Raw genomic sequence first — 14,959 nt, forward strand, 5'->3', positions numbered from 1 at the left:
AATGATGCTTTTGAAGCACCGCGGGCTTCTTGGCATAGATGGCAACTTACAATGATACCAAAGAAAAGGGGATATGGCATGTTCAGAAAAACGACAGCCGTCATGATTTCGCTGCTGCTGGTTCTGTCGCTGCTATTGGCAGCGTGCAGTTCGAATAAAGGTGCGACAACGAATGGCCAGGCCAATGGAAACGGCGATAAACCGGCTAATACATCGGGTAATGAGGGCGCGGCAGAAGGCGCATCCGAGGAAGGAGTGCCCAAACCCGAGGATCTCAAATATCCCAAAGCGTTCCCGGACGTGCCGACTCCGGTCGATTACGACAAGAGTTACGCGTATGACGATATGAGCAAATCCTACACCATCGATATCATGCTGGGTGGTTTCATCAACCAACCGGCTACCAAGGATATGATCAAGGAATTTTATGAGAAAACCTTCAACGTGAAAATTAATTTTACGAACCTGACGGGTGAGGATCTGGTCAACAAGACGAATGTCCGCTTCGCATCCGGCGACGCGCCTGATGTGGTGCTGCTGGGCGACAGACCGGTCGCGCAGGCGCTCTTTAAACAGGATCAGCTGCTTGAAGCCACGCAGATGCTTCCTTATATGCCGCAAATGATGAGTTACGTGACGGAAGAATACAAGAAATGGGCAACGGATGACGGCAAAATGATCGGAATTCCCCGTCTGCCGACATTCCCGGATGTATGGGGCAACTTTATCCGCCAGGATTGGCTCGCCAAGCTGAACATGGAAATGCCCAAGACAGCCGATGAGGTGTTCGCTTATGCGAAAGCGGTTACCGAGCAGGATCCGGACGGAAACGGCAAGGCAGATACCTGGTTTATGGGTGCTGCGGGCGCTGGGCAGGGTTGGGGCATGATGGCCGGTCTGATTGATATGTTCGGCCACCGCGGCTGGAATGTGAAAGATGACAAAATCAATAATCCGATGCTCGACGGCACAAATAAAGCGTTTCTGGAATTCATCAAGAAGCTGAATGACAACAAGCTGCTTGCCCCTGACTGGTATACGATTCAATGGGAGCAGTTCAAAGCGTATACGCTCCAGAACAAAATCGGCATGGTCAACTATCCAGGCTGGAATCTGCTGCAGGAGCAATATTCGGCTTCCCAGAATAACGCGGATACGCTGAAAAACTGGGCACCGGTACCGCCGCTGACGTCTGAGCTGAACGCCGACGGCAAGCTGGGGCCAGGCGGATCGCCAGGCGGCATCATCATCATCTCCAAGAAGGTGGGCGAGGATCCAGGCAAGATGAAACGGATCGCTCATTTCCTGGACGCCGTCCAGTATCCGAACAAATATTATTGGGTCGGCAATCAGGGCGGAGGACCGGAAATCTGGCCGGATTACACGAAAGTGACCAAGAACGAGGACGGTACCTATTTCTATGATTCCGATATGGTGAAGCTGCAGAATGAGATGAAGCCGGAGCTTAAAGGGATGATGGATTGGCAATCGGTCGGCTACACGCTGATCTGGGAACGTCATAAATATTCCCCTGAATTTCCGTATAACGAGCCGGGGGACAACTACCAGGATGAAGTCCGCGCCTATCCGCGTGTAACGAACTATGATATGCTGTTGAATCTGGATGGACCGACGACCAATCGGTTGAAGGATTTCATACAGAAGAATGAGATCGCTTTCGTCCTGGGCAAACGAAGCTTTGACGATTGGGATAAATATGTGGAGGAATGGAAGAAAGCGGGCGGGCAGAAGCTGATTGACCAGGCTGCCGAGCAGCTTGGGGTAGGCAAGCCTTAACCGCCATTCTGTTACAACTGGAAATAAACAGAGCATGCGAGTATACCTGCAGTCGCCTTGACCATTAGGCGGGGGCAGGTATACTTGATCTTGTATCCTTCATAAGATTAGCTTCGATAAATGTTTATAAGGCTAAGGATAAGGTTAATTGTACCGCCTTCAAGAACGGCTGACCGCTTCTTGACTGCAGCTGTATCAGTTAGAGAAAGGATGGGGATCATGGGGCGAAGCGGGCGTATCGGAGCGAGGACAAAGCTTCTGATCTGGCTCATTATGCCCAGTTTGATTCTGATAACGGCCATTATTCTGCTGGCCCAATCCAACACAACGTCCTATCTGCGTCAAACGCAGGATAGCGCCCTGAATGGCATGGTCGTGCAGTCCGTAAGGCTGATGGAAAGCCAGATGAATGATTTGGTGCTGAATGTGCTGGGTATTGAGAATGAAATCCTGCATGGGGAGAAAGGGCCGGCCGACTGGATACGCTCCATGCAGGCTGCTGCCCAGACCAGACCGGAGCTTGTTCGCGGAGTCGTCTATCTTCGCAATGACGGGTTGACCGCCGGATACCCGGAATATTTCTGGGATAGCTTTGGACAGAAGGAAATGGGCATTATCCGGGGACAGAGCCGTGATTCCGCCAACGGCGTCGTCTGGTCGGAGCCGTTCACGTCCACGATGGGCTCGACGGGACTGAACAGTCTGGTGAGCATTGTGACGAAGCAGGTGATCAACGAGGAGGGCAAGCAGGAAGGGGTATTGGCTTTTGTTACGGATGTAACAAGCATCGTTCAGCGAAGCGCCGCATTCGCCGGCAGCTACGATACCCGTACGCTTTTATACGACCGCAATAACCGTTTGATCTATTCCATCACGATCGTGGCGCGAAACAGCTTTGAAACGCTTGAATTTGCCGAACGCAATACGCAAACGCTTTCAGCGGCCAAAGCCTATTTTGAGAAAAACGGCGAATATTATGTCATTTCCGATATGAATCAGGCCCCCTTCTGGAAGGTTGTGATCGTCGGTGACGTTAAGACGCTTGAGAATAAATACCGTCCAATTGTGCAATTTGCTGTTATGATTCTGCTGCTTGGCTCGGCAGGGCTTATTTTTCTGTATATCGGCGTTTCCTGGTGGTTCACCAAGCCGATTGTATCCTTGACAAAGGGTATCCGCCATATCGCAACCGGCCATCTGGATCATCAGTTCGAGGTTGCCCGGCAGGATGAATTCGGAGAGATGGCCCGGGAATTCAACCGGATGATGCGCACGATTCAAGAGTTGATCGGGACGCTCAAGCAGACGGAGGAGCAGAAGCGGCAGGCTGACTTTCAAATGCTGCTCTCGCAGATCAATCCCCATTTTCTCTATAATACGCTCAATACGATCGATATCATGGTCGATTTCAAAAGCAAGGAAGAGATCCACCGCGTAATGACGGTTCTGATCCGGCTGCTCAAATACGGGCTGGACGGCACCAACGTCCTGCGGCGGCTGGATGAAGAATTGACTTATGTAAAAGATTATCTGTACATACAATCCGTCCGGTATGACGACCGCTTCGAATTCCACGTGGAGGACCCGCCCGGGGAACTGGCTTCGGTACCGGTACTGAAGCTTGTTCTGCAGCCGATTGTGGAGAATGCCGTCTTTCACGGTTTGCGTCCGCTTAGCGGCAGAAGAGGCATACTATCGGTGAACGTAAGGCGCTGCGGACGGGATCTGGAAATTATCGTCGCGGATAATGGCGTAGGAATGAGCAGGGAGAAGATCAAAAGCCTGCTGAAGACCGGTATTCCGGCAGAACCCGGCACATCGCACAGCGGCGATCATATCGGATTCCGTAATGTGCATGAACGCGTACAGCTCTACTACGGAGTGGGCTACGGGCTATCGATTGAGAGCGATTCAGCCACAGGAACGACCGTGACTGTCAGATTGAGGATGGATGAAACGGAGGATGGACCAGGTGGACCAAACCGTCAAATTGCTGCTGGTCGATGATGAACCGCTTGCGCTCCGCCGGATACGCGGCTTTAAGCTGGCCGCCCGGGGCTTCGAAATTGTGGGTGAGGCGGAGAATGGGGTTCAGGCGCTCCAATATGTGGAGCGCCTGAAGCCTGACATTGTTGTGACGGATATCGGCATGCCGTTGATGGACGGACTTGAGCTGCTTCAGCAGCTTCAGCAGCAGCCGTCTCCGCCGAAGGTTGTGCTGCTGACCTGTTACGAGGATTTTGACAAGGTGCAGATCGCGCTGCGGTTTGGGGCTGGCGATTATCTGACGAAAGTTATGCTCAGCGAGGATGAATTTGTGAGCGCCTTGCAGCGTACGGCCGCTTCGCTGCGCAAAGAACATGAAGGGACAGAGCTGATCGTGCGTATACTGCTGCAGGAGCTTTTGCTGTTCCCGTCGGAGAATGGCCTGGCAAACTTGAAGCAGGCGGGTTTTGCCCATGATATTTATGCGATTGCCATCATCCGGACAGCTCTGCCGCTGCAGGATGCCTGCGCAGAGGAGCTGTTCGCTGCCGAAGAGGAGGATCATCAGCGCAGATGCCTGCCGGTACGGATGTCGCCGGATACCTGGTGCTTGTACTTTTATTCCAAGCAGCGCGAGAATGACGCTTCGTTCTACGGCTGGTACAGCAGGCAGTGCGGCCGCATCGTTGGAGGGCTGCGCGGCAGGAAGAGGATTGGCGATTATGTCATCGCCGCCGGTGCGGTTTATCACAGGCCCGGCGACCTGCCGATGGCTTACCAGCGGGCTGCGGCCCAATGCGATGCAGGATTTTATACCCCTTCATGGGTCATTGCAAGGGAAGATGAAACGCCTGTGTTCACGTCTTTCCCGCAGGAACGTTTCCGCATGCTGCTGGCCGATATGGGAAATGCCGTGCAGCGGGGGTCTGGTGCGGATGCCGGCGCCCTTGTCAGCGAGTGGGCCCATTCCATCGGCACAGCGTTCCATCCCGCACCCGTTCAGGTCAGGCAGATGGCCTTGGCCATTCATACGCAGCTTGAAGCATTCGAATGGGAGAGGCTGGGGGAAACGGGGCAGGAGGTGTTGCAGCAGAAGTTCAAGCTGGCTGCCGAGTCGGCGCTGCATGCTTCGGTTATCGTCCATGAAGCCAAACAAATGGCCGACATGCTGATGCAGAGCCGTCCAACTGCTTCGGCATCGGGATCCATGCGTAAGGAAATCAAGCAGGCGATGTCCCTGATCGCTGCGAACTACGCGGGAATTGAACTGGGGGAGACCGCGCGCCAGGTGAGCCTGAGCCCCAGCTGGTTTGCCGCGCTGTTCCGCACGGCGACGGGGCAGAGCTTCCATGATTATGTTCAGGAGGTCCGGTTGAATCAGGCCAGGGTCCTGCTGAGAACGACGGATTTGAAGGTCTACGAAATCGCGGAACAGGTGGGGATCCCTAATTCGCGGTATTTTTCCCGTTTATTTTCTGAACATGTCGGTCTGACACCGCTGGATTACCGTAAGAATGACCGGATGTAAAATAAGGCATATTTTCCCGCGATTGAGACATAATACCCCTGTGCCACAACATTCGTAACAGCAAAAAGCTTCAGCTGTTGAGTCAGGGGATGAAGGATGACGATGTTCAGCAAACGGTACAGGGTAGCTGTTGTGCTATGCGCCCTGATTCTCATCACAAGTATAAACATGGTTTCCGCTTCGCCCGGAGGAACATTTCATTTTGGTTTCAAGAAAAGTGTCAAAGGTGCGCTTCCTTCCATTCGGGAAGAAGGGTTCCAAAGTATTCTTCAACGACAGGATGCCATCTTCCTCGGGGATATCGCCAAGAAGGAGCTGTATCTGACCTTTGACAACGGTTATGAGAACGGGTACACGGCAGGAATCCTGGATGTGCTGAAACAAAAGAAGACGCCGGCAATCTTCTTCGTGACCGGTCATTATATTAAAGACCAGCCCGATTTGGTCAAAAGGATGGCTTCTGAGGGCCATTTGATCGGCAATCATTCGTGGAGCCATCCGGATATGAGCGCCATTTCCAGCGAGCAGATCAATACGGAGCTCGGACGTGTGAAACAGGGTATCGCGGACCTGACCGGCGAGCAGGAGATGAATTATCTGCGCCCGCCGCGCGGTATTTTCAGCGAGCGGGTATTAGCCGCGAGCAGGGAGCAGGGGTATATCAGCGTGTTCTGGTCCGTCGCCTACAAGGACTGGGATACGAAAGCCCAAAAGGGGTGGAGGCATGCCTATGACAGCGTCATGTCGCAGCTTCATCCGGGCGCCGTTATTCTGCTGCATACGGTCTCGCACGATAATGCCCAGGCACTGGGGAAAATCATTGACGATGCGCGCGTACAGGGTTACACGTTTAAACGTCTGGATGAAATGGCTGTAAAAAACTACTAGCTGTAATGGGCGTGCAGTGCGCCCGATCGAAAAAAAGACATCCCTTACACGTACAGGGATGTCTTCGTAATACCAGGTCAGCCGGAATATTCCGGTTGGCCTTTTTTCATGAGAGGCGGTTTCCATTTATTATGCATTATTTTTTATCCCTATTTTAATAGGAATTATGATACGATATCTCTTGCTGAAATGCGCAACATCTAAGAAAGCAACAGGTGATGATATGGAATCCAGTTTGAAGCTGTTCCGGCTGACGTGGCCGATATTTTTGGAATTATTTTTGTTTATGATGATGGGAACGGCCGATACGTTAATGCTTAGCGGCGTTTCCGATGATGCCGTATCGGCGGTCGGCGTCGTGAATCAATATATGTTTATTTGTATCCTGATCATGGAAGTGATCGGCAACGGCGCATCGATTGTTGTAGCCCAATATATCGGAGCCCGGAGAGTCGTGGAAGCCTCCAGGATCGCCGCCTTGTCCATTACGCTTAATTTGCTGGTCGGAATAGTCATCAGCTCATGCCTGTTCTTCTTTGGCCCTATCATCTTAGGCGAGATGAATCTTCACGGGCAGGTGCTTGTTCACGCCAAGACGTATATGAGCATTGTCGGCGGATTTCTTTTTCTGCAGGCCTTGATCAACGCCTTCTCCAGCATCATCAGAACCTACGGATTTACGAAGGAATCGATGTATGTGTCGCTGGGCATGAACGTTCTGCATATCGGGCTGAATTATGCGCTGATTTTCGGCCATTTCGGATTTCCCGAGATGGGGGTAGCCGGTGCGGCGGTATCGACAGTGGTCAGCCGCGGGGTGGCGCTGATTGTTTTTGTCTGGATGCTCTACCGGGTAATGGAGGTGCGCATCGCCTTCAATTATTATCTGTCCTTTTCCAAAGTGTATATGGGCAAAATATTCAAGGTCGGCGTACCCGCGGCGCTTGAACAGGTGACGTATCACTGCTGCCAAATGGTGTTCCTTTATTATATTACTTTTCTGGGCTCGGCAGCTCTTGCCTCCAGGCAGTATGCGATGTCGATCTCGCAGTATGTGTTCCTCTTCAGTATCGCCATCGGGATGGGCACCTCCATTGTGGTAGGCCGGATGATTGGCGCGGGGCGCAAGGAGGAAGCGTACCGCAGGGTGCTGAACAGCCTGAAATGGAGTGTCATGATTACGGTGCTGGTAGATTTGGCCGTCATCCTATTCAGAGTGCCGCTGGTTGGCATCTTCACCAGCAACAGTGAAATTATTGCATTGGCCTCTCAGGTCATCGTTTTTAGCATTGTGCTGGAAACCGGGCGCTCCTTCAATTTGGTTCTCGTCAATTCGCTGCGTGCGGCAGGCGATGCCAAATTCACCGTATACGCCGGTTTCCTCTCCATGGTCTGCATGAGTCTGCCGCTTGGTTATTTGCTGGTCTTCAAGCTGAACATGGGGCTTCCGGGCATATGGCTGGCTATTGCAGCGGATGAATGGCTGCGCGGCATCATAATGTGGTTCAGATGGAGAAGCAGAGCCTGGGAGAAGCAGGCGCTGGTGGAGCCTATGGAGCAACCGGCGGCGCTTCAAGCGTAGGTTGGGGAAAGAATCATCATGCTGCATTCAAAAAAGCCTTGCCCTTTTATTCTCGAAGGGTCAAGGCTTTTTTTTTCTTGACAATAATGTCTCCAGCTTATATAGTTAGTTACATGAGTAGTTAACCAGTTTGGTGGTGATGAGAAAATGGCATTTTTGATGGATGACAGCAGGCCTATATTTGTTCAGATTGCGGAACGCATTGAAGATGACATTATTGAAGGCGTTCTGCCGGAGGAGTCGCAGGTTCTCTCAACGAACCAGTTTGCCGCCTTTTACAAAATTAATCCGGCGACGGCGGCTAAAGGCGTGAATATGCTCGTTGATGAAGGAATTTTGTACAAAAAGCGGGGGATTGGGATGTTTGTGGCAGAGGGTGCACGCGCGAAAGTGGTTGAGAAGCGGAAAGAACAGTTTTTCGAGGAATATGTGGTCGCCATGGTCCGGGAAGCGAAGAAGCTGGGTATCTCGGCCGAACAGCTTACGGAAATGATCCGGAGAGGGGATGATGTTTGATGAGTAAAGTAGTGGAATTGAACCGTCTGACAAAGTCGTATGGCGATGTGAAGGCAGTCCATAACGTCAGTTTTTCCATGGAAGAACAGAAAATTTACGGTTTGCTCGGCCGGAACGGAGCCGGGAAAACAACGATCATGCATATGATCACCGCGCAATTGTTTGCGACAAGCGGCGAGCTTAAAGTATTTGGCGAAGCGCCATTCGAGAACAACCATGTACTCAGCCAGATTTGCTTTATTAAGGAAAGCCAGAAATACCCCGATAGTTACCGGATTATCGATGTGCTGGAAATTTCGTCTGCTTTCTTCCCTAACTGGGACCGCAACTATGCACTTTCGCTGGCAGAGGAGTTCAGGCTCCCTCTGAAACGCCGGATGAAGAAGCTTTCCCGGGGCATGCTCTCCGCTGTCGGTATTATTATCGGACTTGCGAGCCGCGCGCCACTTACGATATTCGATGAGCCTTACCTCGGCCTGGACGCGGTAGCCCGCAGCTTGTTTTATGACCGGTTGATTGAAGATTATTCTCTGCACCCGCGTACGGTCATCCTGTCCACGCATCTCATTGATGAAGTAAGCCGCATTCTGGAGCATGTGCTGGTGATCGACAACGGAAGCTTGATTATCGATGAGGATGCCGAAGCGCTCCGCGGCAGGGCGTTTACGCTGGCCGGTCCCAAAAAGGCCGTCGATTCTTTTGCTGTTGACAAGGAAATCATTCACCGCGAATCGTTTGGCAGTATGGAGTCGGTAACCGTAATGGGAAGCTGGGAAACTTCCGAGCGCAGGCAGGCTGAAGCATTGGGGCTGGAGCTTGCTCCCGTGTCTCTCCAGCAGCTGATTATTTATCTGACGAATGGAACAACTCAGAGAAAGGCGGTCGATGTCCGATGAACCGAATAGCTGGCGTTATGAAAATGCACAGCAAGGATAAATGGTCATGGTTTCTAATTCCGTGGCTGATCATATTGTCCAGTTTTATCGTCAATTTTATCATCAGTTTCTTCGCAGAAGAGCCTATATATACCGGAGGGCTGGCTTCAATCTACATTTATATGTTTATTATGGGATTGATTACGCTGATACAGACGTTTCCGTTTGCACTTGGCCTCAGTGTCAGAAGAACGGATTATTATTTGGGGACATCGGCGATGATCGTTCTGATCTGTGCCATGTATGCGGTTGTCTTGTTCCTCCTCGGCCGCATCGAAATATGGACGGAAGCATGGGGCACAGGGCTGCATTTCTTCAGTCTGCCCTATCTCAATGCGGGTCCTGTCATCAATCAGCTTTGGGTGCCTTTTGTCATTTTATTATTCATGTATTACTCGGGAATTGTTATATCTAGTCTATATAAGCGCTCAGGGCGCAATGGGATGTTTATCGTTTCCGGTATTATTCTGCTAGGGGGAACCATTGTAGGCTTCCTGGCCAATTATCTTGACTGGTATCCTGCTATTTTTGAATGGATGGGTAACCAGAGCGCTGTCAACTATGCCCTGTGGATGCTTCCTTTCATCGCCGTATTCGCGCTTGCTTCTTATCTTCTGCTGCGCAAGGCGACTGTATAATGAAAGCAGGTTGAAATCCATAATCGATGGATGACGATTCGTAAGCTAACCGCCCGGTCCAAGCCGGACGGTTAGCTTTTTGTGAGAGGGTTAATCGCTTAGCGGGGATGATCAGTTTGAGCTGCGGGGCAATACCAGCAAAATACCAAGAACGACGATAATAATAAATAAGTAACGTTCAAATTTTTCTGCAGGAATGCGTTTATTGAAGAAAACGCCGAGTACGGTAGCGCCGGCAATAGCCGGAAGAGAATAAGCATAATAAATGAAGGCGTCATTGGTCCATAACCCGCCAAGAGCATGTCCTGCAACAACAAGAACGCCCGATATAAGAAAATGAGCTTGCAAGGTGCCGCGGAACCGGTCCGGATTCCATCGCCGTAATGTACCGTAGACGACGACGGGCACGCCGTTGAAATTATAGGCACTGCCAAGCACCCCTGAAGCAAAGCCAAACGGCAATACCCACCCGCGGCCGTTAAGCAGTGGACGCTCGACTGTTCTGAAGAGCGTTTTCTTAATCAGGCAATAACACCCGTAGGCAATCAGAAAGATGCCAAGCCCGGATGTAATGACGATGGCCGGCGTATAATGGAGCAAAACAAGTCCGACAGGGATACCGAGTATGGCGGAAACGGCCAACCGGAGCAGGACAGGAGGTTCAATGTGACGCCATCCGCTGAATACGGTGAGCAATGCGACGGTCAATCCTGCCAATCCAATGAGCGAGACCGAGGTTTGAAGGGGGACCGGAAGCAGGGCAAGCAAAGGCATGCTCACAATCGCTTCCCCGAAGCCGAACATCGCTCTCATCAAGGCGCCAACAAAGACTGCAGCGACCACTAGTACGATTAGGGTAATTGTCATTGTACAATCCTCTCGGGAAATCCGCAGTTTATTCATTAATACTTTATAATGATAACACTCGTCCGGTTGGTTTGGAACACGAATTTTAAGACCTATATCAGGCATTTCGAGTGCTCAAAATTCATTCGTTAAGGTGATATACATTAATCGGTTTAAAATGCCTTATAATCAAAATATGGGGGTTTGATGCGGTTGGGATTTCTCTCAAAAACAGACTCTCTTATCCTTCAAAAACAAACGCCAAGCCGATTAAGATCCACAGGGCTTGGTGTATTATGAGAATGAACGACGCCCATATTCTGATTCACGGTTATATCTCACGCCGGGCTGCATCATTTGCTGGCCGCTTCCGATCCATTCTATAATAGGGTGAAGCATAAGGAGAAGGAGCGACTGGGATCCATGATAGTGAACGAAAAGATTAAAGCATCCGAGGTTCAGCTGACAGGCTTAAAGGGCGAGGATTTGGGCATTATGCCGACTGAAGAAGCGCTGGCGCTGGCGAAGAAACTGAAGGTGGATCTGGTATGTATTTCGCTGATGAGCAGCCCGCCCCCTTGCAAGCTGATGAGCCGGGGAACGGCCAAACAAGCCGCGGCGGCGGACAAACGCGACACCGGCCGTAAGGATCAGCCGGTAAAGCTGAAGGAAATCCGCTTGACGGCGGCGATCGAAGACCATGACTATGATACGAAGCTGCGCCAGAGCGAGAAGCTGCTGACCGCGGGCAATGCCGTGCAGCTGGTTATCCGCCTGAAAGGCAAGGAAGGCCCTAAGGCCAAGGAATTGCTGGAGAGAATGCTGAAGGATTTGGCTGCCGCCGGGAAGAAAGACACCGGCATCCAGGTCAGCGGCAAGCAGGCCGCGGTCCGGGTCAACCCGCTGTAGGTTGTATAGCTGGAAGATACGCGGAGCGGGACTGCCGGATAGATAAAATTCGCGCTATAGAGCTCCAACCTTGCAGCAGGGTTGGGGCTTATTTTTGCAATTAGAAAAGTCATGGCGCAGCTGGTGCTCAATACATCGCAAATGCGCCAGAAGCCTCGGATAATTTATCGTCGAAACCCGGATGGCAAGCGTTTATTAAAGCCCTTCCCAAGGTTACACATATACAGGGGGCCGGCCGATTCACGAAATCCGTTATCGTCTGAAAAGAACCCGATAATCCCCAGGACTAAGCCATAAGTACGATGGGGAAGTGGGATATTATTACTATTTCCATTCGATAATCTTAGGTATAATTGGTTATATTTGTTGCCCATAAGGAAAAAATTTGTATTTATTAAATATCATTTGATAGTATGAGGATTAGTATTTGGAGGTGTATCCGTGATTCGAAGACCGTTCTTAATAATAGCTACGTTAATTGTATTCCTTGCCGGCTGCAGTAATGAACCAGACAAGAAGAACTCGGCCATTCAGAACCCGCCAGCTAAAAATCAAAGCGAGGAGCCGAACCAGAACGCCTCAACCGGTCAGGATCCATCTGATGCAGTGCAAAGCGAGGAGCCGGATAAGAATGCCCCAGACATTCAGGATGTATCTGATACAAACCCGAGTAAACCTCAGATTTCCTTAACAGATGAACAGATATTAATGAAACCCCCTGGACGTTATGCTGGTTCTAACTATGACGAACAGAAAGTTCAAACGGATCTGGATCAATTGTCAAGCGACTTGACAGCTGATGAATATATGGATGAGCTTCTCCTCCTGTTGGCCGAAGACTACCGTAAATATGTGTCGACCTTTATTAATTTCGAATCCGAAGTTACGGTGAACAACCCGCGTCCTAATGAAAAGATTACCTTACCCACGAATAAGAAGCTGCATATTTCCATTCTGCTTGATGCCAGCGGCAGTATGAAAGCAGAGATAAATGGAAAATCAAAAATGGATTCTGCAAAAGAAGCGATTCAGAGCTTCGGGGATAAGCTGCCCAAAAATGCGGAGGTATCTTTACGGGTTTATGGACATAAGGGATCGGGAAGTCAGAAGGATAAAAAGGTATCCTGTACCAGCACGGAAGAAATTTTTCATGGCCAAGGGGCACAGACCAGTCAAATGAAAACGGCGCTGCAAGATATAAAACCGGCGGGATGGACACCCATTGCAAGCGCGCTGGAATCCGTAAAGCAAGATATGAATCCGGACACAACCGATTCGGTTGTATATGTGGTAAGTGACGGTATTGAAACCTGTGGAGGCAATCCTGTACAGATTGCAAAAGAGCTCCATCAGTCCCAGGTAAAGACGATTGTGAATATTATTGGCTTTGATGTGGATAATGAAGGGCAAAAACTGCTCCGGCAGGTTGCCGCATCTGGCGGTGGAGAGTTTACTGCCATTGATAATGACGAAGCGCTAAAAAATTATCTGAATAAAGCCTATGATAAGTTGCGAGGCGAGTGGACGCTCTGGAAAGAAAAAGGAGCCGGTGAGGCAAATATAAAAAAAGAGCAGAAACAAGGAACAATCAATCGAACACAAGAAACGATGCAAAGTCTGGCAAACAAAGAAAAGGATAACCTGCAAGCTGCCCTAGCGTATTTGGAAAGCAAAAAAGAAAAGGATTTTCCCAGGAGCGAGCTTCTACAATTGATTAATGAACGCCAGCGATTCGCATGGGGTTATGCCCGCGATACCGGCAAGCGCCTGTATAGCGAGGTTTCCAAAAGCGGAAAAAAGGTCTACGACGATATAACTGATGAAGGAAACGAGAAAATCGATGATTTGAAAGATAAACAAACGAATTAGCAATCAGCACGGCAGAAACGAAGAAAAGACTCCTGAAGAAGGCAATGTCATTAAGTTAAGGCACAGGGCCAAAAAATCAAGAAAAAGAGCAGGTTATCGAAAAGATAGCCCGCTCTTTTTATGCAACTCCTGATCTCCATGGGGGCAACAGCCTCTATAAGGAACTCCTGGAATCACAGGGTTATGACGTAAACACCGCAACCACTTCTGCTTTTGTACAGCAGCGCAATAAAATCCTGCCGTCTGCTGTGGAATTCTTGTTTCACAAATTTACACAATCGTATACGAATATCACCAAAAAACAAACGGCACAGTGCTTTTTCCCATGCCGTTTCGGATTCCATTTTAACTTAATGACATCGCTTTTCGAGGGGATGTGCTTCCTGGCCATTTTGGATACGACTATGCCTAAAGGCTAAAGCTTGCGACAAAATAACATCAATCTTTTTCATAGCATGCGCGATCACTCACTGGCATATTTTCGTGTTTTTGATCAAAGGTTCCTTCGTAGGTAGTCAAGGTGAACTGCTTGTCGGAGTGCTGTGTTAACAGACGATCCATTGCACTTTATCAACGGGGTAGCTGTTTGTGTTGACAGTAATGATTTGCCCGGTTGAGCTAAGCTTTAGCGGGTTTGTAGGTTACCAAGAGGGAACCAACCTTAAGTGTTTTGACGTCCACGAGATGGAATTCCTTCTGCACCTTAAGATTGTCAAACAAATGCTCGCCTACGTTGACCACAACCGGGTGCATGACGATCTGATATTCGTCAATAAGATTTGCGTTTGCAAGTGATCGCACGAGCGTTGGACTACCGAAAATAACAATGTCGCCACCGTCACCATTTTTTAGGTCCTTAATTTGCTCTTCTATATGACTGCCGGTCAATTGTTTTGGAGCTTCAAATTCTCCCCATTTTAGATTGTCGAGCGGGCGGGCGCTTGTTACAACGAGTTTGTGGGCGTTGTTTATCTTATCACCCAGTTTGGACCCTCGAGTATTCGTCCATTTTCCAGAGAGGTCTTCGTAGGTTCCGCGGCCAAGCAAAAGGGTATCCGCTGTCTCGAAAATATTTAATAGATACTGAGAACCTTCCTCAGTGCCAGCGCTATTTCTCCAGGCCGCCCAGTTGGTCTTGTCCTTGCTTGGGTCGCCAGTGACAACTCCATTAATAGTACTGTGAATGAATAGAATGATTTTACGCATGAACTAACACCCTTTCTATCTTTGATCATCGTAATTTTGTTTCTCATTTATTTAGACGAAATTAGATTACGATATTCATCGGTGTATTTGTGCAGGAAGCCCAAATCGGGAAAATAATTTTGTATTAATGAAATTTTGGACGTGGTATATTTGCTTGTCCTTTACTTCAATCATGTGAATACCCCAGGGTACCAAGTAGGCGTCTTCACCGCTTGGCACATACTGTGCGAAAGCAGGATAACCCCCATTCGCCGTAATC

Annotated in this window: 12 protein-coding genes; 10 read left to right on the forward strand and 2 right to left on the reverse strand. The window is 49.8% G+C overall.

The genetic code is table 11. The annotated features are described in order from the left end of the window. The first annotated feature begins 78 nt into the window (after positions 1–78). From IEY46_RS32685 to IEY46_RS32720, 8 genes are all read left to right on the forward strand, one after another. Complete coding sequence (locus IEY46_RS32685) at positions 79–1,797, forward strand: extracellular solute-binding protein (protein ID WP_188999516.1); 1,719 nt, start codon at positions 79–81, stop codon at positions 1,795–1,797. Between the two features lie 219 nt (positions 1,798–2,016). Next, positions 2,017–3,804, forward strand: a complete 1,788-nt coding sequence (locus IEY46_RS32690) for a cache domain-containing sensor histidine kinase (RefSeq protein WP_188999519.1) — start codon at positions 2,017–2,019, stop codon at positions 3,802–3,804. Then, positions 3,770–5,311: a response regulator gene (locus IEY46_RS32695; protein WP_188999522.1), complete on the forward strand. Its 1,542-nt coding sequence runs from the start codon at positions 3,770–3,772 to the stop codon at positions 5,309–5,311. The genes IEY46_RS32690 and IEY46_RS32695 overlap by 35 nt, the downstream gene beginning before the upstream one ends. 168 nt (positions 5,312–5,479) lie before the next feature. After that, positions 5,480–6,199, forward strand: coding sequence for a delta-lactam-biosynthetic de-N-acetylase (gene pdaA / locus IEY46_RS32700; RefSeq protein ID WP_229750706.1), 720 nt, complete (start codon positions 5,480–5,482; stop codon positions 6,197–6,199). 166 nt (positions 6,200–6,365) lie between these two features. Continuing rightward, complete coding sequence (locus IEY46_RS32705; RefSeq protein WP_188999528.1) at positions 6,366–7,781, forward strand: MATE family efflux transporter; 1,416 nt, start codon at positions 6,366–6,368, stop codon at positions 7,779–7,781. Between the two features lie 147 nt (positions 7,782–7,928). Further along, positions 7,929–8,297: a GntR family transcriptional regulator gene (locus IEY46_RS32710; RefSeq protein ID WP_188999531.1), complete on the forward strand. Its 369-nt coding sequence runs from the start codon at positions 7,929–7,931 to the stop codon at positions 8,295–8,297. Beyond that, positions 8,297–9,193: an ABC transporter ATP-binding protein gene (locus IEY46_RS32715; RefSeq protein WP_188999534.1), complete on the forward strand. Its 897-nt coding sequence runs from the start codon at positions 8,297–8,299 to the stop codon at positions 9,191–9,193. Before IEY46_RS32710 ends, IEY46_RS32715 begins: the two co-directional genes overlap by 1 nt. Next, positions 9,190–9,870, forward strand: a complete 681-nt coding sequence (locus IEY46_RS32720) for a hypothetical protein (RefSeq protein ID WP_188999537.1) — start codon at positions 9,190–9,192, stop codon at positions 9,868–9,870. The genes IEY46_RS32715 and IEY46_RS32720 overlap by 4 nt, the downstream gene beginning before the upstream one ends. A 111-nt stretch (positions 9,871–9,981) precedes the next feature. Here IEY46_RS32720 and IEY46_RS32725 read toward each other — a convergent pair whose 3' ends face one another. Then, complete coding sequence (locus tag IEY46_RS32725) at positions 9,982–10,737, reverse strand: sulfite exporter TauE/SafE family protein (protein ID WP_188999540.1); 756 nt, start codon at positions 10,735–10,737, stop codon at positions 9,982–9,984. A gap of 402 nt (positions 10,738–11,139) precedes the next feature. Between IEY46_RS32725 and infC the strand changes: the two genes are divergently transcribed. Together infC and IEY46_RS32735 are read left to right on the forward strand one after the other, a co-directional pair. After that, the gene (infC, locus tag IEY46_RS32730; protein WP_188999543.1) at positions 11,140–11,625 is read left to right on the forward strand and encodes a translation initiation factor IF-3; all 486 of its coding nucleotides are present in this window, start codon (positions 11,140–11,142) and stop codon (positions 11,623–11,625) included. A 441-nt stretch (positions 11,626–12,066) separates the two neighbouring features. Further along, positions 12,067–13,494, forward strand: a complete 1,428-nt coding sequence (locus IEY46_RS32735) for a VWA domain-containing protein (RefSeq protein WP_188999546.1) — start codon at positions 12,067–12,069, stop codon at positions 13,492–13,494. A 618-nt stretch (positions 13,495–14,112) separates the two neighbouring features. Here IEY46_RS32735 and IEY46_RS32740 read toward each other — a convergent pair. Further along, a complete protein-coding gene (locus IEY46_RS32740) occupies positions 14,113–14,700 on the reverse strand; it encodes a dihydrofolate reductase family protein (RefSeq protein WP_188999549.1) in 588 nt (195 codons plus the stop codon). Positions 14,701–14,959 lie beyond the last annotated feature (259 nt).

Origin of the sequence: Paenibacillus nasutitermitis, from assembly GCF_014641075.1 — a bacterium.
In the GTDB taxonomy this organism is placed as follows: domain Bacteria; phylum Bacillota; class Bacilli; order Paenibacillales; family Paenibacillaceae; genus Paenibacillus_Z; species Paenibacillus_Z nasutitermitis.